This is a genomic window from Methylosinus sp. LW3 (assembly GCF_000527115.1).
Taxonomy (GTDB): Bacteria; Pseudomonadota; Alphaproteobacteria; order Rhizobiales; family Beijerinckiaceae; genus Methylosinus.
The window spans coordinates 3,082,524-3,108,556 of the sequence record NZ_AZUO01000001.1 but is presented as its reverse complement, the minus strand read 5'-3'; the positions used below and the strand labels follow the sequence as shown (position 1 = coordinate 3,108,556).

21 protein-coding genes and 2 tRNA genes are annotated in these 26,033 nt (G+C 62.6%); 16 read left to right on the top strand and 7 right to left on the bottom strand.

Annotated features, from left to right (window positions below; translation table 11 throughout):
* The first annotated feature begins 2 nt into the window (after nucleotides 1-2).
* The 3 genes from METLW3_RS28295 (at nucleotide 3) to METLW3_RS0115530 (ending at nucleotide 3,821) form a co-directional block, all read left to right on the top strand.
* Nucleotides 3-2,225 (top strand): hypothetical protein, encoded by a 2,223-nt coding sequence (locus METLW3_RS28295; RefSeq protein WP_157516571.1) that lies wholly within the window; start codon nucleotides 3-5, stop codon nucleotides 2,223-2,225.
* Nucleotides 2,226-2,446: 221 nt separating this feature from the next.
* Nucleotides 2,447-2,938 (top strand): DUF4265 domain-containing protein, encoded by a 492-nt coding sequence (locus METLW3_RS26950; protein ID WP_024880791.1) that lies wholly within the window; start codon nucleotides 2,447-2,449, stop codon nucleotides 2,936-2,938.
* A gap of 136 nt (nucleotides 2,939-3,074) precedes the next feature.
* A complete protein-coding gene (locus tag METLW3_RS0115530; protein WP_024880790.1) occupies nucleotides 3,075-3,821 on the top strand; it encodes a YebC/PmpR family DNA-binding transcriptional regulator in 747 nt (248 codons plus the stop codon).
* Nucleotides 3,822-3,892: 71 nt separating this feature from the next.
* Here METLW3_RS0115530 and METLW3_RS0115525 read toward each other — a convergent pair whose 3' ends face one another.
* Together METLW3_RS0115525 and METLW3_RS0115520 are read right to left on the bottom strand one after the other, a co-directional pair.
* Complete coding sequence (locus METLW3_RS0115525; protein WP_024880789.1) at nucleotides 3,893-4,231, bottom strand: integration host factor subunit alpha; 339 nt, start codon at nucleotides 4,229-4,231, stop codon at nucleotides 3,893-3,895.
* A 231-nt stretch (nucleotides 4,232-4,462) separates the two neighbouring features.
* A complete protein-coding gene (locus METLW3_RS0115520) occupies nucleotides 4,463-5,287 on the bottom strand; it encodes a carbon-nitrogen hydrolase family protein (RefSeq protein ID WP_024880788.1) in 825 nt (274 codons plus the stop codon).
* A gap of 161 nt (nucleotides 5,288-5,448) precedes the next feature.
* Here METLW3_RS0115520 and METLW3_RS0115515 point away from each other — a divergent pair.
* Nucleotides 5,449-5,525: transfer RNA gene (locus METLW3_RS0115515), tRNA-His, on the top strand.
* A 180-nt stretch (nucleotides 5,526-5,705) separates the two neighbouring features.
* On the opposite strand, the gene METLW3_RS0115510 is transcribed toward METLW3_RS0115515, so the two are convergent.
* Entirely contained in the window at nucleotides 5,706-6,881 is a 1,176-nt protein-coding gene (locus tag METLW3_RS0115510) for a DUF5666 domain-containing protein (protein WP_157516570.1), read from the bottom strand.
* On the bottom strand, nucleotides 6,878-7,741 hold the full coding sequence (locus METLW3_RS0115505; protein ID WP_024880786.1) for a DUF6502 family protein: 864 nt from the start codon (nucleotides 7,739-7,741) through the stop codon (nucleotides 6,878-6,880). The genes METLW3_RS0115510 and METLW3_RS0115505 overlap by 4 nt, the downstream gene beginning before the upstream one ends.
* Before the next feature lie 227 nt (nucleotides 7,742-7,968).
* Here METLW3_RS0115505 and METLW3_RS0115500 point away from each other — a divergent pair, with 227 nt between their 5' ends.
* The 3 genes from METLW3_RS0115500 to METLW3_RS0115490 are packed head-to-tail and all read left to right on the top strand — an operon-like array spanning nucleotide 7,969 to nucleotide 10,213.
* Nucleotides 7,969-9,450 carry a glycosyltransferase family 1 protein gene (locus tag METLW3_RS0115500; RefSeq protein ID WP_245267371.1) on the top strand — a complete coding sequence of 494 codons (1,482 nt, stop codon included), beginning with the start codon at nucleotides 7,969-7,971 and terminating at the stop codon, nucleotides 9,448-9,450.
* 39 nt (nucleotides 9,451-9,489) lie between these two features.
* Nucleotides 9,490-9,633 (top strand): hypothetical protein, encoded by a 144-nt coding sequence (locus METLW3_RS28290; protein WP_157096124.1) that lies wholly within the window; start codon nucleotides 9,490-9,492, stop codon nucleotides 9,631-9,633.
* A 40-nt stretch (nucleotides 9,634-9,673) separates the two neighbouring features.
* Nucleotides 9,674-10,213: an NYN domain-containing protein gene (locus METLW3_RS0115490; protein ID WP_024880784.1), complete on the top strand. Its 540-nt coding sequence runs from the start codon at nucleotides 9,674-9,676 to the stop codon at nucleotides 10,211-10,213.
* Nucleotides 10,214-10,240: 27 nt separating this feature from the next.
* On the opposite strand, the gene METLW3_RS0115485 is transcribed toward METLW3_RS0115490, so the two are convergent.
* Nucleotides 10,241-11,455 carry an MFS transporter gene (locus tag METLW3_RS0115485; protein WP_024880783.1) on the bottom strand — a complete coding sequence of 405 codons (1,215 nt, stop codon included), beginning with the start codon at nucleotides 11,453-11,455 and terminating at the stop codon, nucleotides 10,241-10,243.
* A 303-nt stretch (nucleotides 11,456-11,758) separates the two neighbouring features.
* On the opposite strand from METLW3_RS0115485, the gene METLW3_RS0115480 reads away from it, so the two are divergent.
* The 3 genes from METLW3_RS0115480 to METLW3_RS0115470 all read left to right on the top strand — a co-directional run bounded on the left by METLW3_RS0115480 (nucleotide 11,759) and on the right by METLW3_RS0115470 (nucleotide 14,636).
* Nucleotides 11,759-12,685 (top strand): MBL fold metallo-hydrolase, encoded by a 927-nt coding sequence (locus tag METLW3_RS0115480; protein WP_024880782.1) that lies wholly within the window; start codon nucleotides 11,759-11,761, stop codon nucleotides 12,683-12,685.
* 207 nt (nucleotides 12,686-12,892) lie between these two features.
* On the top strand, nucleotides 12,893-14,452 hold the full coding sequence (locus METLW3_RS0115475; RefSeq protein WP_024880781.1) for a leucyl aminopeptidase: 1,560 nt from the start codon (nucleotides 12,893-12,895) through the stop codon (nucleotides 14,450-14,452).
* 108 nt (nucleotides 14,453-14,560) lie between these two features.
* Nucleotides 14,561-14,636 (top strand) — tRNA-Glu (locus tag METLW3_RS0115470).
* Nucleotides 14,637-14,796: 160 nt separating this feature from the next.
* Here the strand turns inward: METLW3_RS0115470 and METLW3_RS0115465 are convergent.
* Nucleotides 14,797-16,164: a HAMP domain-containing sensor histidine kinase gene (locus METLW3_RS0115465; RefSeq protein WP_024880780.1), complete on the bottom strand. Its 1,368-nt coding sequence runs from the start codon at nucleotides 16,162-16,164 to the stop codon at nucleotides 14,797-14,799.
* Nucleotides 16,161-16,853: a response regulator transcription factor gene (locus METLW3_RS0115460; RefSeq protein ID WP_024880779.1), complete on the bottom strand. Its 693-nt coding sequence runs from the start codon at nucleotides 16,851-16,853 to the stop codon at nucleotides 16,161-16,163. Before METLW3_RS0115460 ends, METLW3_RS0115465 begins: the two co-directional genes overlap by 4 nt.
* Nucleotides 16,854-17,690: 837 nt before the next feature.
* Between METLW3_RS0115460 and METLW3_RS0115445 the strand changes: the two genes are divergently transcribed.
* The 6 genes from METLW3_RS0115445 (at nucleotide 17,691) to accB (ending at nucleotide 26,030) form a co-directional block, all read left to right on the top strand.
* Nucleotides 17,691-19,949, top strand: coding sequence for a TonB-dependent siderophore receptor (locus tag METLW3_RS0115445; protein WP_024880776.1), 2,259 nt, complete (start codon nucleotides 17,691-17,693; stop codon nucleotides 19,947-19,949).
* 460 nt (nucleotides 19,950-20,409) lie between these two features.
* Complete coding sequence (lptG, locus tag METLW3_RS0115440; RefSeq protein WP_024880775.1) at nucleotides 20,410-21,495, top strand: LPS export ABC transporter permease LptG; 1,086 nt, start codon at nucleotides 20,410-20,412, stop codon at nucleotides 21,493-21,495.
* Nucleotides 21,495-24,131 carry an LPS-assembly protein LptD gene (locus METLW3_RS0115435; RefSeq protein ID WP_024880774.1) on the top strand — a complete coding sequence of 879 codons (2,637 nt, stop codon included), beginning with the start codon at nucleotides 21,495-21,497 and terminating at the stop codon, nucleotides 24,129-24,131. The genes lptG and METLW3_RS0115435 overlap by 1 nt, the downstream gene beginning before the upstream one ends.
* Nucleotides 24,132-24,178: 47 nt before the next feature.
* A complete protein-coding gene (locus tag METLW3_RS0115430; RefSeq protein ID WP_024880773.1) occupies nucleotides 24,179-24,970 on the top strand; it encodes a DsbA family protein in 792 nt (263 codons plus the stop codon).
* An 82-nt stretch (nucleotides 24,971-25,052) separates the two neighbouring features.
* Complete coding sequence (gene aroQ / locus METLW3_RS0115425; RefSeq protein ID WP_024880772.1) at nucleotides 25,053-25,496, top strand: type II 3-dehydroquinate dehydratase; 444 nt, start codon at nucleotides 25,053-25,055, stop codon at nucleotides 25,494-25,496.
* Between the two features lie 6 nt (nucleotides 25,497-25,502).
* Nucleotides 25,503-26,030 carry an acetyl-CoA carboxylase biotin carboxyl carrier protein gene (gene accB / locus METLW3_RS0115420; RefSeq protein WP_024880771.1) on the top strand — a complete coding sequence of 176 codons (528 nt, stop codon included), beginning with the start codon at nucleotides 25,503-25,505 and terminating at the stop codon, nucleotides 26,028-26,030.
* The last annotated feature ends 3 nt before the right edge of the window (nucleotides 26,031-26,033 follow it).

Here is a 26,033-nt window from a genome sequence, read left to right as displayed (position 1 = left end):
AAATGCTGGACACCGACCGGCTACGAGTCGACTTCTCTAGGTTTGCTGACATTGGGACAAATGTCGAGGTGATTCATTCGCCGAATATCAAGGCTATTCAGGTTAGAATGGAGCGTAATGGTCAGCGGATATATTTTATTGATCCGATATCTGGAAGAATCACGGCAAGACATGCAAATGATAGGACTTTCAACTCAGTCGCAGCGCTCTTTGGCTCCGACGAGTTTGCTGATATCGAGCGTCTTTTGGTAACGCAAGCGCGGGTATATCCAGCAAATAGCTTTGATGATTATATCGAACCAGAAGGTTACCTAATAGCAGAAACTAGCGGAGCGATCCCCCGTCGACTTGCTTACATCGATTTGCGGACCCGCATAGAGCCGTCCGAGGGGTGCCGTCAACGACTTGTAATGGTCGATGGTCCGGCGGGAGTCGGTAAGACCTCACTGATCAGCCGGCTTGTGGCTGATCGAGCTGCAGGCCGCGGGCCACGAGTGCCAATTTTGCACGTAACATCTCGTGGACGTCGGCTTGTATCCATAGACGATGCAATAGCTGTATCGATCCAGAAGCTAAATATTTTTTCTTTCGGATACGCACAGGTTCCGATATTGGTCAGGCATGGGCTTCTCCAGCTTGCGATTGATGGATTTGATGAATTCGCCGATCCGGATGGTTACAAAAACGCATGGTATGCTTTGTCCGTGTTCCTAGAGCAAATAGGCGATTCAGGAGCATTGATTCTCGCCGGACGCGACACATTCTTTGATGCGCAGAAATTCCGAACGTCGCTAGAACGGTTCGGGTCTCGTCCAGAGATAGAGACCGTTCGGCTTTCGTCGACATCGCAAGCGCAAGCTGTTGAGTGGCTTAACAATCAGGGATGGTCGTTGACTATTTCTGGAAATAGTGAAGTGCGTTCTTACTTGGCGGAGGGGTCAATTTTGCTCCGCCCATTTTTTTTGAAGAGTCTAGCGCCTCTTAAAAGCTTCGATCCTCTGATCGAAGTTGGCAAAGATCCCTGGTTGTTTATCGCCAAAAATTTTGTGAAGCGAGAGGCGGACATCATTGCGCCTGCATTGGCAGTCGATCGAGACTTGGTTGAGAGGCGCCTAGATGTACTCTATTCTGAAGCTGCGGCAGATATGGCCGAGCGGGAGCGTAATAGTATTGGTATTGATGTGCTATCGTTCTATTGCGAGGTGGCTTTTGAAGATGTTGCTCCACCGGAACAACTTAGGGCGCTGCAACATCGGTTGGATTCGATAGCGCTTCTTGAGCCGCCGTCCATCCCCAGCGACGGCAATGAAGAAGCTGGCTCGCGGGCGTTTCCTAATGAAGCGATATTCAATCATTTTCTCGCTCGGGCGATATTAAGGGGAATTCTCGAAGAACGTGTGCCGCCGTTTTTGAGACGCATTCATTTAGGGCTCGATATGCTTGAGGCTTTTTCTAAAGTATTGAATGATTGCTCCGAGGTGGACTCAAATAAAATTGTCTTAAATATCCGTAATATATTTAGAAGAGAGGCTAGTTCAACCCGCTTGGGGTTAAATATCGGAACGCTGGCTTTGGCGTCAGCCCAGCGGAGTTTTGCGATCGAGAGCGATTCGGCGAGTGTTTATGAAGATATTCAGGCGGATAATGTTCGATGGGGAGGAGTTATTCCTGCCCGCAAGCTAATACGGTGCGACATAGCTCAGCTGGATGTGAGGTCTTGTGACCTGCGTTCAGTGATATTCGAGGAAACTAATGCGGTAGCTCTCGTTGTCGATGATTACACTAGATTTGGGGTTACATATCCAACTGTTATGGCGCTGCATCGCCAAAAAGCAGAAAATGTTTTACATGTGGAGCGCGATCCACAAAAAATATCAGATTGGTTGTCTCGTGTGTCGATTAATTTACAAGAGGAAAATGAGCAAAACAACGATATTATAAAGTATTTCGATAAATTGATGCTATATTTTGCAATGAACCATTTTATTCGAGAGGGCTCCAATGATCAGGGAGGGCGTTTGCTGGCCGATAGTAAATGGCCTTTGATCAAGGAAGTTCTTGAAAATGCTAATCGGTTGACAAATTTTTCGCGATCGGCACGTGGACCTGTGTCCAGTTTCTACAGAATCGCTGAGCCCTATGCTTTATTGCAACCAGAGGTGAACGATACCGAAGCGCGCGAGGTTCGCGAAGCTGTGCTGAATTTAGCGAAAACTCGCAGTTAGGGAGAAGCTGGGTTTTCTCTGCACTGCTTGAGAAAGGCGGATTCTCCGTCAAAGTGCATTGCCCTTGACGTGACCGTTGACGCGAGACGTCGATCTGACTTGGGGCGGAGCCTGTGAGCCGAAAATGGCGCGGCGGCAGGCGACGAATTGACGTCGAGCCCCCGGCTCGGCTAGGGTTTCTCCTTATCTTCCGAGACTTGCATTTCAGGGAAGGGGCGAGGGTGGAAAGCAAGCCGAAAGTCTTGTTTCCGCTGGACCCCGAGGACTGGCACGGCCATGCGTCGGAAACGCTCTGGGCCGAGCCGGTGGAAGGAAGCGGCTGGACGCGGTTCCGGCTGTTGAACTCCCCTTATTTCGTGACCGGAGTGTCGTTCCGCGACATTGTGATCGCCGTCCCCAGGGCCGACGGCCATGTCTTCGACTTCAAGGGCTTGGTGCGGAGCGGCGGCCATTCGACCTATATGCTGCTGATCGACGGCGAGGAGGTTCTGGCCGGCTCCGACTGGCGGCTGCTCAAGGCGATGGGCTGCTCCTATGAGAGCATGCATATCGACCTCAACGTCGGGCGCAAGCTGCTGCTGAGCGTCGATATTCCAGACAAGGTCGATATCGCCGAGGCGCATGCGATCATCGCGGAGGGCGAGTCGAAAGGCTTCTGGCTCTATCAGATCGGCTCCTCCACTTTCGAAAGGGAGACGCCGCTGCTCTCGTGAGCGGTGCCTGTGACGGCGAAAGCTCGAGGCCGCGTTTTCACGCTGCTTCGCCTTCCTTTATTTCCGCGCGGCGCCGGCGTATATGACGCGGCGACGCCCTGCGGGGCAGGAAAGCGGAATTTCAAGGGCCGGGACGATGGCGGGACATAGTCAGTTCAAGAACATAATGCATAAGAAGGGCAAGCAGGACGCGATCCGCTCCAAGCTCTTCTCCAAGCTCGCCCGCGAAATCACCGTCGCCGCCAAAATGGGCCTGCCCGACCCCAATATGAACGCCCGCCTGCGCGCCGCCGTGCTCGCGGCCCGCGCCGAGAATATGCCCAAGGACAATATCGAGCGCGCCATCAAAAAGGCCTCGGGCGCCGACGCCGAGAATTACGACGAGGTGCGCTATGAGGGCTATGCGCCGGGCGGCGTCGCCGTCATCATCGAGGCGCTGACCGACAATCGCAATCGCACCGCTGGCGAGATTCGCTCCTATTTCACCAAGGCGGGCGGCGCGCTGGCGGAGACCGGCGCCGTCTCCTTCATGTTCGATCGCGTCGGCCTCATCGAGTTTCCGCGCAAGGCGGCCTCCGAGGACGCGATGATGGAGGCGGCGATCGAGGCCGGGGCCGAGGATGTGGCCGTCGGCGAGGAGACGCATGACATCATCACCTCGGTCGAGGGCCTGCGCGACGTCGCCAAGGCGCTGGAGGCCAAATTCGGCGAGCCGAAAAAGGCCGCGCTGGTTTGGCGGCCGCAGAATTCCGTCGCCGTCGATGATGAGGCGGGCGAGAAAATCCTCAAGCTGATCGGCGCCCTCGAGGACAATGACGACGTGCAGAACGTCTACGCCAATTTCGAGGTGTCGGACGCTCTGGTCGCCAAGCTGTCGGGCTGAGAGGCGAGGGGGCCGACCGGCCCCACTCGCATATTTGCGTTCCTCCCCGATCGATCGAGTGGAAGCGGCGGTCAGTCCGCCTCTTCCAAATGCTCGATCGGCAGCCCGTTCACCTGCGCGATGAGCACGGGCGAGGCCTTGAAGGTCAACACCTTGCGCGAGCAGATCGGCGCCTCCACGCCGGTCTTGGGATTGCGGCCGACACGCTCGCGCTTGGCGCGAACGTTGAAGCTGCCGAAGGATCGCAGCTTGACCGATTCCCCTCGCACGAGGGCTTCGCTGATCTCCTCGAAGGTGGCGTCGAGGATCTGGCGGGCTTCGGCGCGCGACAGCGTTGGACAACAGCTGTACACGGCCTCGCGCAGGGACGCCCGCGTCAAAGTGCGCCCTGGCTCGATTTTCTTCGTCATGCTACGGATGCGGGCGCAAGCCTGCCCGCTTCGCGGCTTTTGGTTCGCGAGGCCATTATTTTTTGCTCCCCCCTCTGCCGGCGCCTTTTTTGCGGCGCGCCGATCCTGTTTTGCGGATTGTCGGCAGTCTAAACAATAATGTAGCCACACTTTGCCGAATCGCGCAAGAGCGCCTGGGATTTCCCCTGAAGGCTCCGCTGGTTAGATCGTAAACGCAGCGCCCCCGCCCGTTCAAACGGGCAGGCTCACCCTATGGCTCGCGACGGGAATCATGGCGCGGACCTTACGGATGCGGTCACGGTCGATTCGCGTCGAGACGAGGCCGACGCCTTCCGAAGCGCGGGCGACGACATGGCCCCAGGGGTCGGCGATCAACGAATTGCCATAGCTCGCGCGGGTCTCGTGTCCCGCCTTATGCGCGCCGGTCTGATTCGGGGCGCAGAAATAGGCCTGGATCTCGATCGCCCGGGCGCGGGCCAGCACCTCCCAATGATCCTTGCCGGTGACGAGGGTGAAGGCGGAAGGGAGGGCGACGATATCGGCGCCCTTGTCGGCGAGCGCCTGGAAAAGATAGGGAAAGCGCAGATCGTAGCAAATGGCGCAGCCGATGGTGAGGCCCTCGCAATCATAGGTGACGACCGCATCGCCGGGCTTGAAGGCGGCGCTCTCGCGATATTGCGCGCCGTCCGGGGCGGTGATGTCGAACATGTGAATCTTGCGGTAGCGGGCCACTTCCTTGCCGCTGCGGTCGAAGGCGACCGTGGTGTTGTGGAGGCGCTCCTCGCCGGGGACCTTCTCGAGAATGGAGCCGGCGTGGATGAAGACGCCATATTCGCGGGCGAGGGCGCTGCAGAGCGAATAGGCGGGGCCGCCGGGCAGCTCCTCGGCGGCGGCGGCCTTGTCGGCGCGATTGCCGCCGATGAAGTCGAAAACCTCCGGCAGACAGATCCAGTCCGGCCGCTCCTCGCGAACGGCCTGGTCGATGAGCGCCCGGGCGGCGGCGAGATTGGCGGCTTTGTCGCTGACCGAATTCATCTGGACCAGGGTGACTTTCATCGCTTCACGTCTCACGGGCTGGAGGGGGCGGCGCCGCCGCCATGGGAGGCGACATTCTAGACCGGCGCGGCGATCGCGAAACGCGGAAATTTTCGCTTCCCTTCCTGCATTTCTGCATTGCATTGGCGCGACGATGCTTCTAGTTTCCGCCCCGCCGACGTGCCGCCATAGCTCAGTTGGTTAGAGCACCAGATTGTGGATCTGGGGGTCCCCCGTTCAAGTCGGGGTGGCGGTACCATTCAAGCTGCTGAAAAATAGAGGCTCTTGGCTTCCGCGGGCGCAGCCGTGACGTGGCTGGCGCGGTCTCGAATCTCGCCGTTCGGCGCTGTCTCTCCGCGCGTGAATTTGTCAGTCGCTCGCAACGCGCTCTAGCTGCGTCGCGACCCTCCGCCGCCGCCTCCGATTTTACACGCGCAAATCACCGCCCCGGCCGTCCGACGCCGGGGCTCGGCGCGCCGCCGCCGCCGAAGCCGCCCGGCCCAGACGGAAAGCCGTGACCGACCGGACCCGTCGGAATTGCAGGAGTCCCGTAGCCGCCCGGCGCGCCCGGAGAGTCTAGGCCGGATGGAAATTGGACGCCGACGCCAGGGGATGCGTCCGCGGGCCGGCGCGTCGGGCTCGGCGGCTCGAGGTTCTCGCGCTGCTCCTTGGCGGCGCCGCGCTTGCCGAGCGTCTCGCTCGTTCTGAGCGAGCGAATCGACCAGCCGCCCGCCGCTGTCGCATCTATGTCGACGACCGCGCGCGCCACGCCCTGGAAGGAAAGATCATGGCCGCCGCCGAGCGTCAGGCCGCTCGCGGTCTTCACTGTCGCGCCGCGCCGCTCGAGATAGGTCTCCACCAGAAAATTGCTCGGCCCGCGCGGGAGCCAGGCGTCGGCGGATGTCGAGGTCACATCCAGAGTTCCATCCGCAGCCGCGCCGCGCACCAATATGCGCTGGCCGAGCATGGCCTCCGCGACGCCGGACAAGGTCTGCGCGCCGATCGCGAGCCGGCGATCCGACGCGCGCGCGACGACGCCCACGAGCTGGGCGGCGCCGGGCTCCACTCTTTCCACGAGGCTCGCGACGATCGTCTGATCCGGCAGGCGAAGACCGCTCACCGCCACTTGCTGGCCGATGGCGAAGGCGCTCGGCTTCTCGATTCTGGCGCCACGTCCGAATTCGATTCTTTGCCCGAGAACGCGCAAGCCATGGTCGAAGACTTGCTCCACCGGCCCGACGACCTCGCGCAGAATCTGAATTTTATTCGTGGTCGATCGTCCGCCGTCGTTGAAGGCCACCAGCGAGACGACATGGCCGATGCGCAGATCGCCGACGCTCGCCGCGCGGCCGTCGATGCGCACCTCGGCGTCCGCAGGATAGGAGACGCGAAGCCCGTTGACGATGATGCTGCCGAAAGCGCGAATGGTTCCGACGACGCCGGTTCCGCCAATGCCATTGTCGCGGTCGGGTATGACGGAGATATAGCCGGTTCCGCCAATGCCATTGTCCTTGGGCTTGTCTCCGGCCGCCTGCACGCGCGTCACGGCGGAAGAGAGAAGCGAGACGAGCAGCGTCGCCAACTGCCGTCGGGTCGGATGGCGGAACGGGCTCACGAGCGCGCGCCCTTCTTTCCGCTCGCCGACTCGCCCGAAGGCCGCTCATCCTCGCGATACACATAGACGCCGAAGGTCCAGCGCCAGCGTCCCTCCTCGCCGCTGCGCTGGAGCGTCTGCGCTTCGCGATTTGCCGCGATCAGCCCTTCCATCGCCAGCTCGCGCGACAGCGCCTCGAGGCGCCGTGCGCCATCCTCCGAGAGGCCTTCATAATGAACGGCGCGCTCCATGAAGGGCGCCGGCTCCTGAATGATATTGGCGGCCGCCGCCGCTATGTGATCGTGGAGATTGCGGCCGAAATAGTAGAGCTGACGCTCGTCGCCCTTGTTGGGCGCGATCGCCGCCTCGCCGAGCACGACGCGTCCATCCGCATCGAGCGATGCGATTTTGCGATCGAGCCATTCGTCGAGCACGGCGCGCGGGCGCACGTCGCGCGTCACTTCCTCGACCAGCGATTCGAAGGTCGGACCGCGCCCTTGCGATCCCGCGCGCCGCAGCGGCGCCGGGGCGCCCTTCCTATCGGTGAAGCGCCGATCGCCGAGCCATAGCGCGACGATCTGCGACGTGCGCGAGACGCTGGCGGGAACGGTCCGCACCGGCGCGCCGGCCTCTCTGAGGCGCCGGACCTCCTTGCGGTGAATGCCGGTGAGCAGGCTGATGCGGCTGTCGGTCTGCTCTTTGTCCGGCAGAGCGAAGTCGTGAACCGCGACATTCACATAGAGCTCGCGCAGCAGATCGCAGAGCGCGGGAAATGTCGCGCCGTAGCGAATGAGCAGCCGCACGAGCGGACGCAGCAGCCGGGCGATCGGCTGTTGCAGACGCGCGGCGTCGGTAAGCCCATTGTCCTCGCTATCGGCCATGATCGAAGGTAACCCGGCGGCGCGTGGGATACAATCCCACGTGCTCTTGACAGGGTGGATTTTTGTTCGCAGAGTGCGTGGGATATTTTCCCACGCTGCGCGAAGGGCCGGCGAAGCGGGCGAATGTCACGCTTGAAACGCGCGTTCCCGACGAACTGCCGACGATGGCTCGGGTCGAGAGGCGCGAGACGACGGCGATCGTCGGAGCATTCGGGAAACTTCGAGCCATGAACATGCATGCAATGCCGGATTTTCTGAAAAACGCAGGCTCTGCGGGGCTCTCCGACGACATCGCGCGCCAGCAGGACGATGCGACGCGGATCGCGCTCTATCTCGCTGCGCAGATCCAGAAGGAGCATCTCGAGCTTCATCGCCAGCGCGTCGCCGGCGCCATCGATCCCGTCACCGCGCATTGCTATCTGAAGATCAAGGAATTCATCTGGACCGCGACGCGCCTCCTCGGCTTGGCGCATCTGCATGACGGCACGCGCAAGCGCATTCCCGCTCCGTCGCATCCGCGCAATCCGCTCGGCGGCGACGATCCGACTTGCGCCATTCTCGACTCCACATCGCCACGGCTCTTCATCGATGTGACGCCGACCTATCGACATGGCGGCAATCAGGGGATTCAGCGCGTCGTTCGCGAGATCGCCAAGCGTTCGATGCGCGGCGAAGGCGCGCTTCCCGTGGTGATCCAGAATGGACGGCTCGCGCCTTATTTCGAGCGCCGCGCGCCGCTGCCGCCGATAGAGTTTCGCAAGGGCGACAAATTCCTGATCTTGGACGCGAGCTGGCTGGTGACGGACGAATATGTTCCGATCATCGAAAAGCTGACGGCCGCCGGCGGACAGCTCGTCACTTTGGTCTATGATCTCATCCCGCTGACGCAGCCGCTCAGCGTCGCCGCGCCGATGACGGATCAATTCAAGACATGGTTCGAATCCATCGTGCTGAAGAGCGATCGCATCCTCTGCATATCGCGAAGCGTGGCCGATGACGTCGTCGCCTATATCTCGCGTGAGGGCGCGCGGACGAAGCCGGATCTGCGCGTCGGCTGGTGGCGGCTCGGCGCGGATTTCGACGAGCAGGCCGAAAAATCCGTCTCCGCCGAGGCGCGTGAGATAACAGCGGACGACACGCCCATCTTCTTGAGCGTCGGCACGCTCGAGCCCAGAAAAGCCTATCCGATCGCGCTCGAGGCCTTCGATATTCTTTGGCGCTCCAATGTCCTCGACGCGCGCTATGTCATCATCGGCCGTCCCGGCTGGCAGAGCGAGGCGCTTCAGCGCGACATAAAAGATCATCCCGAGCTCGGCCGCCGTCTCTTCTGGCTGAACGATGCGAGCGACGCCGATCTTCGACATTGCTATGAGCATGCCCGCGGCTTGATCTTTCCGTCCATGGTCGAAGGATTCGGCCTGCCGCTCGTCGAGGCCGGCCGGCGTGGTATTCCCGTCATCGCCTCGGATATTCCGGTCTTTCATGAAATCGCCGGACCCGATGTCCGCTACTTCGATCTTCTCGATCCGGTCGATCTCGCCCACGAAATTCTGCGCCTCTCGCGCGAGGCGCCGATGCGCGGCGAAGCCTCTTACCTCACATGGGACGACGCCGCGGACGCGCTGCTGGAGCTGGTGACGAGAGACGCCTATCAGGCGCGAATCGTCGGCGCGGCGAGCGCGCCCGGCTTCGCCGCGCATGGCCGATGAGCCGAGCGCTTTTTGAAACATCCTGCAAGAGGAGCTTGCATGAATCTATCGATCATCATGATGATCCAGCCGCTGGTCGAGAAAGCCGACGGCATTCTCCAGCTCTTGGCCAATGGGCTCGTCGTCGTCGATCTCGCCGGCTTTCTGCTGATTCTCGGAGCTCTCGTCTTTGAGCTTTTTTGACGTCGCCGTCCGAGCGGCGCATGCGAATACGAGACAGAAAATGCGATATTTCGATCGAAGCGCAATATTCATCGACGGCGCGAATCTTCATCTGACGGTCAGCTGTCTCGGCATAGATCTCGACTACGCCCGGCTTCTGCGCGCGCTTCGCGGAAAGGCGTCCTCCGCCCAGGCTTTCTATTATGTGGCGTTGAGCGACTCGCAATCCAATGGAGCCATAAATCGGCTGACGGACTGGCTCGCCTATAATGGATATATCGTCGTCGCGAAGCCGATCGCGGAAACGGTCGATGGCTTCGGCCGCCGTCGATTCAAAGGCAGCATAGACGTCGATCTCGCCGTCGCCGCCATGGCGATGGCCGAGCATGTCGATGCGATGACATTGGTGTCGGGCAATGGCGCCTACCGATCGCTCATCGGCGCGGTCCAGCGCAAGGGCGTGCGAGTCTCCGTCGCTTCCACGATCAAGACGCATCCGCCGATCATCGCCGAGGAATTGCGACGCCAGGCGGATGATTTCATCGATATCGGCGCCATAGCGGACAAGATTCGACGCGCCTCGATCGAAACCATCGGCTGATCGAGAGGCCGAGGAGAGCGCGAGCGATCACGCTCGATCATTGCGCGGCTTTGCGTCGCCTGCCGGAAGGAAGATCGCGAGCAGTCCGATCAGCGGCAGGAAGGAGCAGATCTGATAGACGAATTCTATGCTCGTCCGATCCGCGAGCGCGCCGAGCGCCGCTGCGCCGAGGCCGCTCATGCCGAATGCGAAGCCGAAGAAGAGGCCCGAGACCGCGCCGATGCGATTGGGCGTCAGCTCCTGCGCATAGACGAGAATCGCCGGAAACGCCGAGGACAGCATGAAGCCGATCACCGCGCTGAGGCCGACCGTCGCCGGCAGGCCGACATAGGGCAGGGCGAGAGTGAAGGGCAGGACGCCGAGAATGGAGCCCCAGATCACGCGCTTGCGGCCGAGCCGATCGCCCATGGCGCCGCCGATGACCGTGCCTCCCGCCGATGTGGCGAGAAAGACGAACAGATAGATTTGCGAGTCCTGCGGCGACGTGTCGAAGCGGCTCATCAGATAGAAGACATAATAATTGCTGAGCCCGGCGAGATAGACGAATTTCGAGAACATCAGCGCGATGAGAACAGCGAGCGTGCGGCGGCGCTGCGCCGGTGAGAGCCCCACGCTGGCGCGCGTCGCCGCGCCGGACCGGTTGCGCGCATGGCCATTGTTGCGAATCCAATGTCCGAGCGGCGTCACCACGCAAATGCCGCCGAGCGCGACGAGCGCGAACCAGGCGAGGCTGCTCTGTCCGCGCGGCAGAATGAAGAAAGCCGCGAGCAATGGTCCGAGCGAGGAGCCGAAATTGCCGCCGACCTGAAACAGCGATTGCGCGAGGCCATGCGCGCCGCCCGAGGCGATGCGGGCGATGCGCGAGGATTCGGGATGGAAGATGGAGGAGCCGACGCCGAGCAGCATCGCCGCTGCGAGCAGCGCCGGATAGCTCGGCGCGAAGGCGAGGCCGAGCAGGCCGCACAGGGTCGAGCCCATGCCGACGACAAGCGAAAAAGGCTGCGGGCGGCGATCGGTGTAGAGGCCGACCAGCGGCTGCAGCAGCGAGGCGGTGATCTGATAGGCGAGGCTGAGCAGGCCGATCTGTCCGAAGTCGAGATCGAACCCGCCTTTCAGCAGCGGATAGATCGCCGGCAGCAGCGATTGCATCATATCGTTCAGAAAATGGGAGAAGCTGATCGCGCCCAGCACGGGAAATGCGGGCGCGCCGGCCTCCGGCCGATCGGCGACGGATCTGCTCAAGGGTGACGCCTTTCTCCCTCTGAGCGCGCGAGGACGCGGCTGAACGGAGGGAATTCCGACTCGGGGCTGCACGCCGTCCGAGGCGGCGATTCATAAAAGGCAAAGCCTTCGTCGTCCACCCGAAGACGCGCGCGTCGTCGCCGAGGGGAGGAAAATCGCCGCGCCGCGCGCGCGTCGTCGCTCGATTATTCTCTCCTGCTTTTGTCGGCGAGAATAAACGGCCTCGCCAAAAAATCGCTTGTCGGCGTGGATCGCATATGTCTATTTCCTAGTATATTAGTCAGCTAATGGAGCCTCCAGACGATGCATAAGATCGCCCGCGCCTCCCTCGTTCTCGCCGCGAGCGTTTTCGCTCTCGCGGCCGTGGCGCAGCAGCGCCCCGACTTCAGCAAGGTCGAAATCAAGACGACGCAGCTCGCGCCGAATTTCCACGTTCTGGAAGGGCAGGGCGGCGCGATCAGCGTTTTGAGCGGTCCCGAGGGCGTGCTGCTCGTCGACTCGCAATTCGCGCCGCTGACCGACAAGATCGTCGAGGCGATCAAGAAGATCTCCGACAAGCCGATCCGCTTCCTCGTCAACACGCATGTGCATGGCGATCATGTGGGCGGCAATGAGAATCTGGCCAAGCTCGGCGCGGTGATCTTCGCGCGCGATCAGCTGCGCGCTCGCCTCCAGAACCCCAATCCGGCGCCGGATGGAACGCCCGGCAAGCCCGCGGTCGCCGAGGCGCTGCCGGTTGTCACCTATGACAATCAGGTCACGATTCATATCGACGGCGAGCATGTGCGGCTCATTCCCATCCGCAACGCGCATACGGATGGCGACACGCTGGTCTTCTTCCCCGAGCACGACATTCTCGCCGTCGGCGATTATTTCCGCAGCACGGGCTATCCGGTCGTCGATCTCAACAATGGCGGCACGCTCGCCGGCATCATAGACGGGCTCGGCGCCACCATCGGCCGCGCCGGTCCCAACACCAAGGTCGTGCCGGGCCATGGCGCGATCGTCGGTCGCGATGCGCTCATCGCCCAGCGCGATCTCATCATCGCCGTTCGCGACAAGGTCGCCGCGCTCATCGATCAGGGCAAGACGCTCGAGGAGACCATCGTGGCAAAGCCGACGGCCGAGTTCGACTCCAAGGTTCCCAATGCGGAGCAGACATCCGAGCGCTTCGTCAAATGGCTCTATGCCGAGGTCAAGGCGGCCAAGACCAAGACGGCGGCGCGCTGAACCGAGACGATTTCCCCTCGACGCGAAGGCGGCCGGCGACGGCCGCCTTCGACTTATTTACGGCCCCGCTCTGGACGAGGGCGTCGCCGGCGGAGACCGCGGTCGAATTCTGACGAGCGTTGACCCTCGGCGCCGTCGGGACGATAGTGCGGCAACGACTCCGCGTAACCGCGGCAAGCGCCTGTTTTCCCTATGAGAGGTTAGAAGATGTCCGCCTATGTGAAAATCGAGACTGTGTCTTTCGGCGAGGTGGAGCGACGCCTTGCGGCGGCTCCGGAGGACGGCGGCAAACCTCTCGTCCTCGTCGCTCTCGCCGGCGCCAAGCTTCGCTTCGGCTCGGAATCCGAGACCATTCTCAAAGAGGCGCTTCCGCAGCTGAGCCGCGCCGCCGCCGCGGCGAAATTCACCGGCAAGCGCGGAACCTCGCTCGATCTCTACGCGCCGCAGGGGCTTCCCTCTGTCGGCCGTCTGCTCGTCATCGGGGTCGGCGCCGCCACTGAGGGCGATTCGGCCGACAAGGCCGAGGTTTTCGACGATTTCCTCGGCCTCGGCGGCCAGCTGGCCGCCAAGCTCGGCCAGGGCCAGAATGCGCTCGTCGTCTTCGATCCGCCGGAGGCCCCGGCCGATCCCGCCGCGGCGGCCGGCCAATTCGCGCTCGGCGCGGAGCTGCGCGCCTATAAGTTCGACCTCTACCGCACCAAGAAGAAGAAAGACGATACGGAGCGCGACGGCGCGAGCGACATAGCGCTCGCCATCGCCGATCCTGACGCCGCGCGCGCCGCGGTCGGGCAATCGCTCGGCCTCGCCGAGGGCGTCGTCATCGCCCGCGATCTCGTCAATGAGCCGGCCAACGTCCTCTTCCCGGAAGAGTTCGCGCGCCGCGCCGCCAAGCTCGCCGCTCTCGGCGTCGAGGTGGAGATTCTGGACGTTCCGGCGCTGCAGGCGCTGGGCTTCCGCGCGCTGCTGGGCGTCGGCCAGGGCTCCGTCCATCCGAGCCGCGTGGTGGTGCTGCGCTGGAACGGCGGCGCCCCCGGCGCGCAGCCCATCGCCTTCGTCGGCAAGGGCGTCTGCTTCGACACCGGCGGCATCTCCATCAAGCCCGCCGCCAGCATGGAGGATATGAAGGGCGACATGGCCGGCGCCGCGGCCGTGACCGGCCTTCTCCACGCGCTCGCCACGCGCAAGGCCAAGGCCAATGTCATCGGCGTGCTCGGCCTCGTCGAGAACATGCCCTCGGGCGAGGCGCAGCGGCCGGGCGACATCGTCACCTCGCTCTCCGGCCAGACGATCGAGATCATCAACACCGATGCGGAAGGCCGCCTCGTGCTCGCCGACGCGCTCTGGCACGTGAAGGACAAATACAAGCCCGCCTTCATCATCGATCTGGCGACGCTGACGGGCGCCATTCTGGTGGCGCTGGGCCAGGAGCACGCCGGCCTCTTCTCCAACAATGACGAGCTCGCCGGCCGCATCCTCGACGCGGGGAAGGCGACCGGCGAGAAGCTCTGGCGGCTGCCGATGGGGCCGGCCTATGACAAGCTCGTCGATTCGAAATTCGCCGATATGAAAAACACGGGCGGCCGCCACGCCGGCTCGATCACGGCGGCGCAATTTCTGGAGCGCTTCGTCGACAAGACCCCTTGGGCGCATCTCGACATCGCCGGCACGGGCATGGGCTCCCCGGCCTCCGACATCAACCAGAGCTGGGCTTCTGGCTGGGGCGTGCGGCTGCTGGACCGCTTGGTGAAGGATTATTACGAGGCCTGACGAGACCGGCCGCCCCGCCGGGCTTCGGCGGGGCGGTGAATGACGAGCAATTTGGTTCGGATAACCTCTTGCTCGACCGACCGGAGCAGTCTATAGACCCCCTCGTCCGCTCCCTTCGTCTAGTGGCCCAGGACGTCGCCCTCTCACGGCGAAAACACCGGTTCGAGTCCGGTAGGGAGCGCCAATAAAATCAAGCGGTTGGAATTTAGTCTCGCGCCCGAGGCCGTGGCGCGTCCGTGGACCGGCGTCCAGATTCGGCGTCTGTGCCGCCACGCCCGCGGCCTGCCGCGATCGCGCTATTCCCCATCATTCGTCAGATGGCGCTGAGCCGATCAGAATTTCTGTCACTGCGATAGCGTCAGCGCGATTTTGAACGTCGCGCCGCCGCCGGGAGTGTCTTCGACCCAGATGCGGCCGCCATGAGCGTCCATAATTTCTTTGGCGATCGCGAGGCCGAGGCCCGTGCCGGACGTCGTTTCGGTTTTTCGCCAGAAGGCTTCGAAGACCATTTCGCGAAGGGCGGGCGCGACGCCTTCTCCATGATCGATGATCGCGACGATTCCGTCATCATCGACTCGAACCACAATCGTTCCGTCTTTCGGCTCGGCGCGAAGCGCATTGTCGATGAGATTCGTCACGACGCAGTCGATCGCACGCTGATTTCCACGCACGAGCATCGACGCCCCGCTGCTCTCGAAATCGATGAATCGATTGCAATCCATCGCGAGCGGCAGAAAGTTGGACACTATTTGCCGAACCGATCGCTCGAGATCGATGCTTTGATCGAGCGTCGTCTGGCCTTCCGTCAGCCGCGCGGCGACCAGCATTTGTTCGACGATCGACCGAAGCTGGCTCGCCTCGCCCAGCAATTCGCTCTTGAGCGTGGACGCTTTCGCATTCTCCAAGCGCGCGCGCATTATGGCGAGCGGCGTGCGCAATTCATGCGCCGCATTGGCGGTGAAGCGCCGCTGTCGCTCCACCCCCGCATCGAGGCGCATCAGCGCCTCGTTCATTCCCTCCACCAAAGGCGCGATTTCGACGGGAACTCCGCTCGTCGGCAATCGCTGGCGCAATGAGTTCATGTCGATTCGCGCGACTTCGCCGACGATCGCTCGCAAGGGCGTCAGGCCGCGCCGCACGACGATCCAAGCGACTCCGACTGTCGTCAGCATGCCGACGATCAGATAGGCGCTGACCCAGGCGAGATCGTTCTTAAGGGAGAAAAATATGTCTTCGGGCCGAAATTTTTGTCCATAGAGCGCAACTTGCATCAGGCCTATGGGCGTCTTGCGAAACATCATATGACCGGAGCTGCCCGGCCATTGGTCGTCGCCCATGGTGAAATGGAGATGATCGGCGCGGATCTCGGCCAAGCTCGCCAATTTGGAGACGAGCTTCGGGGACGAGCCCGCCAAAGGCCGCATCCGCACCGGATCGAACACGGCGAAGAGCAGGCCGGGAACGCGCTGCATTTCGAGTTGCAGGCCGCGCGTCGGCTCGATTTTTCCGAGGCCGTCCTCTCCGCGCGCTAATGAGTTGTCCACGAGAGCGGTTACGCGAACAGACGCCATTTCATCGAATGACGCATTGAACCCGCCGACATTGGCCAGTCCTAGAACGAACATCACGATCCAGGCGAACACGAATGCGGGAATTTGCGCGGCCGTCAGCAGAACGGTAACGCGCAATGCGAGCGACGGGGCGTTGGTCACGCCTCGTCCTCATTCGATTTCGATTCCCGAATGATGTAGCCGAGGGAGCGAGCCGAATGAATTTCGACGCCGGCTTTCAATTGGGTCAGGCGAACGCGCAGGCGCGACACCTGCGACGTCAGCGCGTGGTCCTGCGCCTCGATCTCGTTTCCGTAGAGCTGGGCGTTGAGCGCTTCTCGCGAAACGACGCAATTGGCGCGACGCAGCAAAGTCTCCAATAGGATCAGCTCGCTGCGTGGGAACAGAGCGGGTCGACCGGCGATCGACACTGTGCGCTCGTCCAAATCGAGGGACAGCGTCCCGAGCTCGATCGGCGGACTCGGCTGATCCCTGCGCCTTCGAAGATGCGCGCGAATGCGGGCGATCATTTCGTCGAGGTTGAACGGCTTGGTGAGATAATCGTCGGCTCCGGCCTCCAGTCCGTCGATTTTATCGTCGATCGCATCGAGCGCGGTCAGCATCAGAATGCGGATCGCCGGCTGCTTCTTTCGCAGCAGGGCGATCAGAGAGATGCCGTCTCCGTCGGGTAGTCGCCTATCCAGCAAGGCGAGCGAATAAGCATGATCCTCGAGCGCGATGGCGGCATCCTCTTTCGTGCCGACTCGATCGACGCCATAGCCGGCGCGCTCGATCCTGGCCGTCACTTCGGACGCCAAGGCCGCATGATCTTCCACCAAAAGAATTCGCATGGGCGCCGCTCCCAGCTGTCATCGATGCGCGGCTCGAGCGACGAGCGTCCGAAATACGCATCCTCCGTTTTCATATCGAAGGAGAGCCGCCGGGAAAAGCGCTCGGCGAGATGCGTTATGGAGCGAGTCTCATACACGTCGGCCTCGAGACTGTGGCGCCGGCGCCACAGCTTCCGCCTTTTTGATGTATTTTTAGGGCCGCGAGGTTCCCGAGACACTTCGCTCTTAATGCTCGAGCTCACGACCCGAGGCGTCGCCCTGGCCAAAGCCGGAGGCAAACATGCTATGGCATTGGCCGAACGGGTCTTTTGAGACATGGGCAGTCATGATGATCGCGCGAGAGGGCCAGCAAGCGGAAAGGCGCCGACGACCGGCGTTTTCTGCGTTCCTCTTCGGCATTTTGGCTCTGTCCTTCGTATTCCTCAGCCTCGCCGCGGGGCCGTCTTCGATCCCGTCTCTCGCGCGGGTCGGCGATGGCGGTTTCGCCATCTCCTTTCGCGGCGCTCCTTGCCTGGCCGACCGGCATAGGAGTGATGCGCCTCCCGCAAAAACTGGCGATCATTCCCAGTGCTGCGTCCTCTGCGGCGCGCGCGATTTCGACGGCGCGACGCTCGCTGGCGCGACGCAGAAGAGCGAGGCGTTCGCGCCTCGGCCGGCGCTCGTCGTCGCTGCGGTTCGGCAGCGTGAGACAAGGGTTCGCCCGCCCACGGGTTGGGCCAGCTCCTGGTCGTCACAGGCGCCGCCGATTTTCTCCTGACCGGCTGAACGAAGACCCTCGGGTCCAACCATCTCGTCACCGTTCATGCGGGCGTCGATCGCCGCGCAAGGAGATATTCTATGCTTCGTTCCATCCTGTTGCGCGGCGCATCCGCCGGCGCGCTCATGGCCTTGTCCTCGATCCATCCCGCTCTGGCGCAGGAGTCGTTGCCGGCGATCGACATTGGCGCTGCGGCGGGGCCAGTGCGGCCCACAGCGCAGTCTGCGCGCGCCGAGGCGGAAAAGACCAGCTACCACCCCAAAAGCGCAACAACGGCGCTCAAGACCAATACGTCCATCATGGAGACGCCGGTCTCGGTGCAAGTCGTGCCGCAGCAGGTGCTGCTGGATCAACAGGCGACGACGCTGGCGCGCGCGGTGGACAATGTCAGCGGCGTTCGCTCATTCGATTCCGGCTATATCGGCGGCAATGATCAATTTCAGATCCGCGGCTTCACGACCCCCTATGTCTATACCGATGGGCTGCGGTTGCAGAGCGGCCTGCCCGGAACGTCGTCACTGATCAATGTCGAGAAGGTCGAGGTTCTCAAGGGGCCGGCCTCCATCCTCTATGGCCGCGCGGACCCGGGCGGCATCGTCAACGTCGTCACCAAGCAGCCCGAGGCGGTTCCGCATTACGTCATCCAGCAGCAAATCGGTTCGTATGATTCCTACCGAACGACGCTGGACGCCACCGGTCCTCTGACGAAAGACGATACGCTGCTCTATCGGCTGACGGCGGAGGCGGATCTCGAGCATTCCTTTCACGAGACGAACTATTCACGAAATTACTTCGTCTCGCCGGTCGTGCGGTGGAATATCGACGCCGCGACACAAATAACATTCAATCTGCAATATGGCCGTCAAGCCATTCCCTTCGATGTCGGCACGTTCGGATTCACCAAATACGATCCGCTCTCATTGGTGTTCGGCGTGGGTCCGGCGGCCTTTCTGCCGCGCGAGCGCGCATTCAACGATCCGAACTCCTCGATGAATGTCGAGACCGTGAAATACGGTTATAATTTCTCGCATAAATTCTCGGAGGATTGGACGCTGACCAATCGCTTCGAAGGCATTGTCTATCACTCGGATAATTACTTGGTGGTTCCGGTCGGATTCGCCGCCAATTCGCCGACGCAACTGAGCCGCGTCGCGATCGCCAATAGCGGCGTGCGAGACAGCGTGAATTTAAATCTCGATCTCACGGGAAGATTCGAAACCTATGGCGTCGAGCATTCGGTGCTGGTCGGCGGCGATTACCTCTCCAATCGGGCGTTCAATCCGTTTTTCGGCGCATCGAAAATTCGGCAGTCGAACATCGACTATCTGTTTCCGATCCATAGCGTCACGCCGACCACTCTCGGCCAATACAATAGCTTCCTTCCCGGCTCGACCTCGATCAACCGAGAAGACTGGTACGGATTCTATGTTCAGGATCAGCTCAAGCTTCCCTATAATCTGTTCGTGTTGGCCGGGGCTCGCTACGACCGCGCCATCACGCATTCGAACGCCTATGACGGAAACGGCGAGCAGCTCGGCAATAATTCTCAGCGTGTCACGCCGCGCTTCGGCCTGCTGTGGCGGCCGATCGAGGAAGTGAGCCTCTATGGCAGCTATCTCGAAAACTTCGGCTCCGCCGGCGGCGTCTCCGGCCCCGCCGGGCCGACACAGCAAATTCTGCCTTCGGAGACTGCCCAGCAATGGGAGGTCGGCGTCAAAACCGAGCTGTTCGACAAGCGCCTCACCGCGACTTTGGCCTATTACAATCTCATCAAGCAGCATGTCGGCGTGTCGGACCCCGATCCGACCAGAGCCGCTCTCGGCTACCGCGTCGCGACGGGCGAGATTCGCAACAGAGGCGTGGAGCTAGATGTCGCAGGCGAGATTCTGCCCGGTTGGAAGGTGATCGGCGGCTATTCCTATATCGACTCGATCGTCGCCAAGGACGAGGGCGTCGTCAGCGATCCGCTCGGCAATACGGTCAGCTTCAAGGGCTTCACCGGCTTCATCCCGGCGGATGTGTCCCGCCACATGGGCAATCTGTTCACGACCTACGAATTGCAGGACGGCGATTGGAAGGGCCTGAAATTCGGCGGCGGCGTCAACGCCCGCAGCAAATCCTATGGCGATAGCCTGAACAGCTATCATGTTCCCGGCTACGCCATCTTCAATCTGCTCGCGTCCTATAGCTGGAACCTCTACGGGACCAAGCTGACCGCGCAGCTCAATGTCGAAAATCTGGCCGACACGCGCTATTACCCCACCGGCAACCGAGGTCAGTTCCAGATTGGCGTCGGAACGCCGCGAACATTCAAGGGCTCCATCCGCATGGAGTTCTGACGGTCTCTCGCGCCCTCCGGGCGCGGGCGCATCGCTGGGTGGGCTCGGCGATGGCGGGATTTCTCGTCATTGTCGAGCTGACCGGCGGCATGCTCGCATGCGGAGAGATATTGGCGTCCGCAAGCGGAATCGACGCGGCAGGAGGGCGCCGAACAGCTCATCGAGCCGGGGAGGCCGACATCCGGCCGAAGCGATGGGGAGGGGCGCGGCGATATTCCTGAGGGTAGCGGCGGCGGGCGGGCGCTTTGCCCAGGAAAAGCCTCGAGCGGGGGGCAGCTTGCCTTGGCTGCCGATCGACCCTGGCGCCGGCCTCGGCTTGCGCCGCGACGGCGGAGCGTCTAGCCAAGCGGCTCGGAACAGGCGCGCCGACGGCGGGGCGCATCGGGGGAGGGCGGCGACAGGCGATGGCGATCGATTCTGCGCGACATGTGCCGGCGCCGTCGCGCCGCGCGAGGGCCGCATGATCGGCGTCACCATCACGCGCTATCTCGCCGCGCGCTTCACCAAGACGATCATGGCGATCTTCGTCACCATGTTCTGCCTGATGTTCGTCGTCTATTTCGTGGAGCTGCTGCGGCGCGCCGGCGACGTTCCGCAGGCGGGAGCCGGCACGGTGGCGCTGATGACGCTGCTGCGCGTCCCGGCCACGGCGGAGATGATTCTCCCCTTCGCTGTCCTGTTCGGCTCCATGGCGACCTTCGTCGACCTCACCCGCAAGCTCGAGCTGGTGGTGGCCCGCGCCTCCGGCATGTCGGTCTGGCAGTTCCTGCTGCCGCCGGCGCTGGTGGCGGCGACGATCGGGATCGTCTCGGTCACACTCTATAATCCTGTCTCCGCCATGATGAAGATGCGCTCCGACCAGATGGAGCTGGATCTTTTCGGCGTCGAGGGCAGCGTGCGCATCGATCACGGCAAATGGTTCCGCCTCAATGGCGTCGACGGCCAGGCGATCATGCATGCGGTCGATGTGCGGGCAGGGGGGCTCGCGCTCGATGGCGTCAGCGTCAATGTCTATCAGAAGGACGGAGTCTTCCTGGAGCGCGTCGAGGCGCATCGGGCGCGGCTGCAGGCCGGGGTCTTCGTGCTCGAGGACGCCCGCGTCAGCGCGCCGGGGGAGGAATCGCGCGCCGTCGGCTCCTATCTGCTGGCCACCGATCTGACGCCCGAGCAGCTCGCCTCCGCCGCCACGCCGCCGCAGGGGGCGCCCTTCTGGGATCTGCCGCGACTCGGCGACAGCAGCCGCGACGCCGGTCTCGATCCGACCGGCTATGCGCTGCAGTTTCAGACACTTCTCGCGCGACCGCTGCTGCTCGTCGCCATGGTTCTCGTGGCCGCTTCCTTTTCATTAAGATTCTTTCGATTCGGCGGAATCGCGCGGACCATTTCGGGTGGCGTCGCGTCGGGCTTCGTGCTTTATATCGGCACGAAAATCTTTTCCGATCTGGGTGGCGCAGGCGTCATAAGCCCGCTCGTCGCTGCTTGGTCGCCTGCTCTCGTCGGAAGCATGTTGGGTGCGCTCGCTCTCTTGCATTCGGAGGACGGCTGATGGGCCTTCGCCGTCGTCGCCGCACTCGCGAACATAGGCCGAGCGCGGAGCGCATCCGCTCCGCGCAAGCCTCGTCGCGTCGCGTCTCAAACATCATCCCCATTCTTTTGCCGGCCCTGGCCGCGCTCCTCGCCGCCGCGCCCATCGCCGCGCGCGCGCAGCCTTTGGCCGCGCCGCCGCCGCAGAGCGCGCAGCGCATGGTGGTGGAGGCCAAGGAGCTCGCCTATGACGAGCGCCGCAATGTCGTCACCGCGCGCGGCTCCGTGCAGATCTACTACAAGGGCCGGGTGCTGGAGGCGGATCGCGTCATCTATGACCGCAATACGCAGCGCGTCTTCGCCGAGGGCCACGCCAAGCTGACGGAGAAGGACGGAACGGTCGCCTATGCCGAGCGCTTCGACTTCACCGACGACTTCAAGAACGGCTTCATCGAAAGCCTGCAGGTCGAGAGCGCCGAAAGCACCCATTTCACCGCGCCCCACGCCGAGCGCACGGGCGATGTCACGACCTTCGACCAGGGCGCCTACACGGCCTGCGACGCCTGTCAGGACGATCCGACCAAGCCGCGGCTGTGGACGGTGCACGCTAAGCGCATCATCCACGACAATGACGAGAAGGTGATCTATTACGAGGACGCCTCGCTCGAATTGTTCGGGACGCCGATCGCCTATCTCCCCTATTTCTGGTCGGCCGATCCCTCGGTCAAGCGCAAGTCCGGCTTTCTCAACCCGCAGCTGACCTATCGCCAGCAGCTCGGCTTCGGCGTCGGCGTGCCCTATTATTGGGCGATCGCGCCCGATTACGACCTCACCATCACGCCGACCGGCTTCACCCGGCAGGGGGCCTTCCTCTCGGCCGAGTTCCGCCAGCGGCTGGAGAACGGCTCCTATATTATCCGCGCCGAGGGCACGCATGTCAGCGACCCCAGCGCCTTCACCATCGCGCCCTATGGCGCGCGCAACGAACGTTGGCGCGGCTCGATCTATTCGAATGGCGAATTCGCGCTCAATGACAATTGGCGCTTCGGCTGGGACGTCACCGCGCTCAGCGATCGCTATTTCCTGCAGGACTACAAGCAGTACAACAGCTTCCTGCAGAACTACTTCTTCCGCGAGGCGTCCTCCACCGTCTATCTGACGGGGCAGGGGCCGCGCAGCTATTTCGACCTGCGCGGCTATTACTTCCAGGGACTGTCCGCGACCGACGTGCAGGCGCAGCAGCCGGTCGTGCATCCGCTGCTCGACTATAATCGCGCTTTCGACGTCGATCCGGCCAAGACATTCGGCATTGGCGGGCAGATCACGCTGGACGCCAATTTCACCAGCACCTCGGCCAGCATCGCCAATTACGAGTCGATTCAGCCGCGCACGCTCGATTCGGCCTATGGCCTCTACAATGTCTGCCAGCTCTACTCGCCCTCGGCCGACCCCTATAAGAGTGGCTGTCTGCTGCGCGGCGTTGGCGGCAATTACGAGCACGCCACGGCGATGGCCTCCTGGCAGCGCCGAATCATCGATCCGCTCGGCGGCTCCTGGACGCCTTTCGCCTTCACGCGCGTGACGGGCTCCTATCTCAACTACGACACCAGTAATTCCTACGCCGCCTACAACAGCTATTGGCAGCCGATTCCCAATTCGGCGCAGTCGCTGTTCGTCAATGGCTCGGACAGCGTGTTTCGCGGTCAGGCGACGCCGGGCGGCGGCGTCGAATGGCGCTATCCCATTCTCGCGCGCAGCAGTCTCGGCGATCTCGTCGTCGAGCCGATCGCCCAGGTGGTGGCGCGGCCGAATCAGTCGTCGATCCCCTCGCTCGTCAACATGGACGCGCAGAGCCTCGTCTTCGACGATTCCAACCTGTTCGAATGGAGCAAATATTCCGGCTACGACCGTTTCGAGACCGGCACGCGCATCAATTACGGCGGCCAGGCGACCATGACTTTCGCCAATGGCGGCTTCGTCAACGCGCTCGCCGGCCAGTCGCGGCAGCTCGCCGGCAAGAACGGCTATTCCACCGCGGATGCGGCCAATGTGGGCCTCGCCTCCGGCCTCGACACGCGCACATCGGACTGGGTCGGCCGCCTCGCCATCGCGCCCACCTCATTCTTCAGCATCGTCGGCAAAGGGCGCTTCGATCCGGACGGATTGCGCGGCCGGCGCATAGATGTCGTCGCCTCGTTCAAGCTCGATCCGCTCACGGTCAATCTGCAATACGCCAATTACGCGTCGCAGGCGGTCATCGGCTTCGACCAGCGCCGGCAGGGCATGTCGGTGAACGGCCGCTACGATATCACCAAGAATTATTTTCTCACCGGCTCCGCCACTTTCGACATGAGCCGCTATCTCTACAATTCCTTGACCGTCTCGCCGGCGACGAATATCACGCTGACGGGCAGCACCATCACGGGATCGGCTCCGCTGTTCTCGGTCGCCGCGCTAGGCCTGGGGGGCGGCTACAAGGACGAGTGCACCACCTTCTCCATCAATTATTCGTCGGTTTTCCAAGGGAACACCTCGAGCGGACTCTCGCGGAACCAGACGATCATGGTGTCGCTGCAATTGCGCACGCTGGGCGACGCCAAGTTCAACTACGGGCTCGGCTCGCTCCAGCTCAATGACGGCGTGCGCACTCAGCCCTGACGAGCGAACGTCGTGACGACGTTCCGAACCCTTCGAGGAGATTTCCCATGCCGCTGCGGCTCGCCAAAATCTTCGACCAGAGCGCTCTGGCCCGCGCCGCGGCCGCCGCGGTCATCGGCCTCGCCGCCATCGCCGCGCCGCTGCGCGCCGAGACCGCCGTTCCGCAAAAGGCCGAGATCGAGAAGATCGTCCACGACTATCTCCTCGCCAATCCGGAGGTGATTCGGGACGCCATAGACGAGCTCGACCGCCGCCAGAAGGTCGCGGAAGCCGATTCGCGGCAGAAGGCGGTGGCTCAAGGCGCGGACAAATTGTTCAACTCCGCCAGCCAGGCGGTGATCGGCAATCCGTCCGGCGACGTCACCCTGGTCGAATTCTTCGACTATAACTGCGGCTATTGCAAACGCGCGCTGGACGATGTCGCCAAGCTCATCGAGGGCGACCCCAAGCTGCGCGTCGTGCTGAAGGATTTCCCGGTGCTCGGCGCCGGCTCGGTCGAGGCGGCGGAGATCGCGACCGCGGCGCGCCTGCAGCTCAAGCCGGAGAAATTCTACGAATTCCACCGCAAGCTGCTCAATACGCGCGGCGCCGTCGGCAAGGCGCAGGCGATCGCCGTCGCCAAGGAGCTGGGCGTCGACACCGCCAAGCTCGAGAAAGATTCCAAGAGCCCCGAGGTCAAGGCCTCGATCAAAGAGGTGATGGAGCTGGCCGACAGCCTCAATCTGACCGGCACGCCCTCCTGGGTTCTGGGCAAGGAAGTGATCATTGGCGCGGTCGGCTTCCAGCCGCTCAAAGCCAAGATCGAAAATACTCGCAAATGCGGCAAGACCGTCTGCTGACGGAGGCGGGGCTTCCTTCGCGGCGGCAATGACGCTAGAAGGGGCGCGCCGGCGCGGCGCGCGCCCTTCGTCAGGACCCTTTATGCCCGCCGTCCACGTTCTAAACGGTCCAAATCTCAATCTGCTCGGGACGCGCGAGCCCGACGTCTACGGCCGCGCGACGCTCGACGATATAAAAACGCGGCTGGCCGAGATTTGCGCCGCCCGCGGGATCGAGCTTTTGTTCCGGCAGTCCAACCATGAGGGCGACCTCGTGGATTGGATACAAGAGGCGGGCAAGGCCGGCGCGCCGGTCATTCTGAACGCCGGAGCCTTCACCCATACGTCGATCGCGCTCCACGACGCCATAAAGGGCTCGGGAGCGACCGTCGTCGAGGTGCATCTCTCCAATGTGCATGCACGGGAGAGCTTTCGGCGGCACTCCTACATCGCGCCTGTGGCTCGCGGCGTCATCGCCGGTTTCGGAGCCGATTCCTATGTGTTGGCGTTGAACGCATTGTTCGATCGAGAAGAAAGAAAGACCTGAGCAATCATGGCGCGCAAAGTTCAAACTCGTCGCCCCTCCACCCCTGCCGCAAAACCCAAAGCCGCCGCCGGAGCCGCCGGCGTCGACACCGAGCTGCTGCGTGAGATCGCGCGCCTGCTCGCCGAGAGCGATCTGACCGAGATCGAGGTCGAGAAGGGCGATCTGCGCATTCGCGCCGCGCGCACGCCGGCCGCGCCCGCCCATGCGACCATCGCTCTGCCGGCCGCAGCCTATGCGCCGGCGCCGATCGCCGCTCCGGCGCCCGCAGCCCGGCCCGCTGCGCCCGCGCCGGCCGAGCACGCCGATGCGCTGAAATCGCCCATGGTCGGCACCGCCTATCTGCGGCCGAGCCCGGACGCCAAGCCTTTCATCGAGGTGGGCGCCCGCGTCACCGCCGGCGACAAGCTGCTGCTCATCGAGGCGATGAAGACCTTCAACGACATTGTCGCGCCCAAGGGCGGCGTGGTGACGGCCATATTGGTCGAAGACGGACAGCCGGTCGAATATGGCGAACCGCTCCTCGTGATCGAGTAGGGT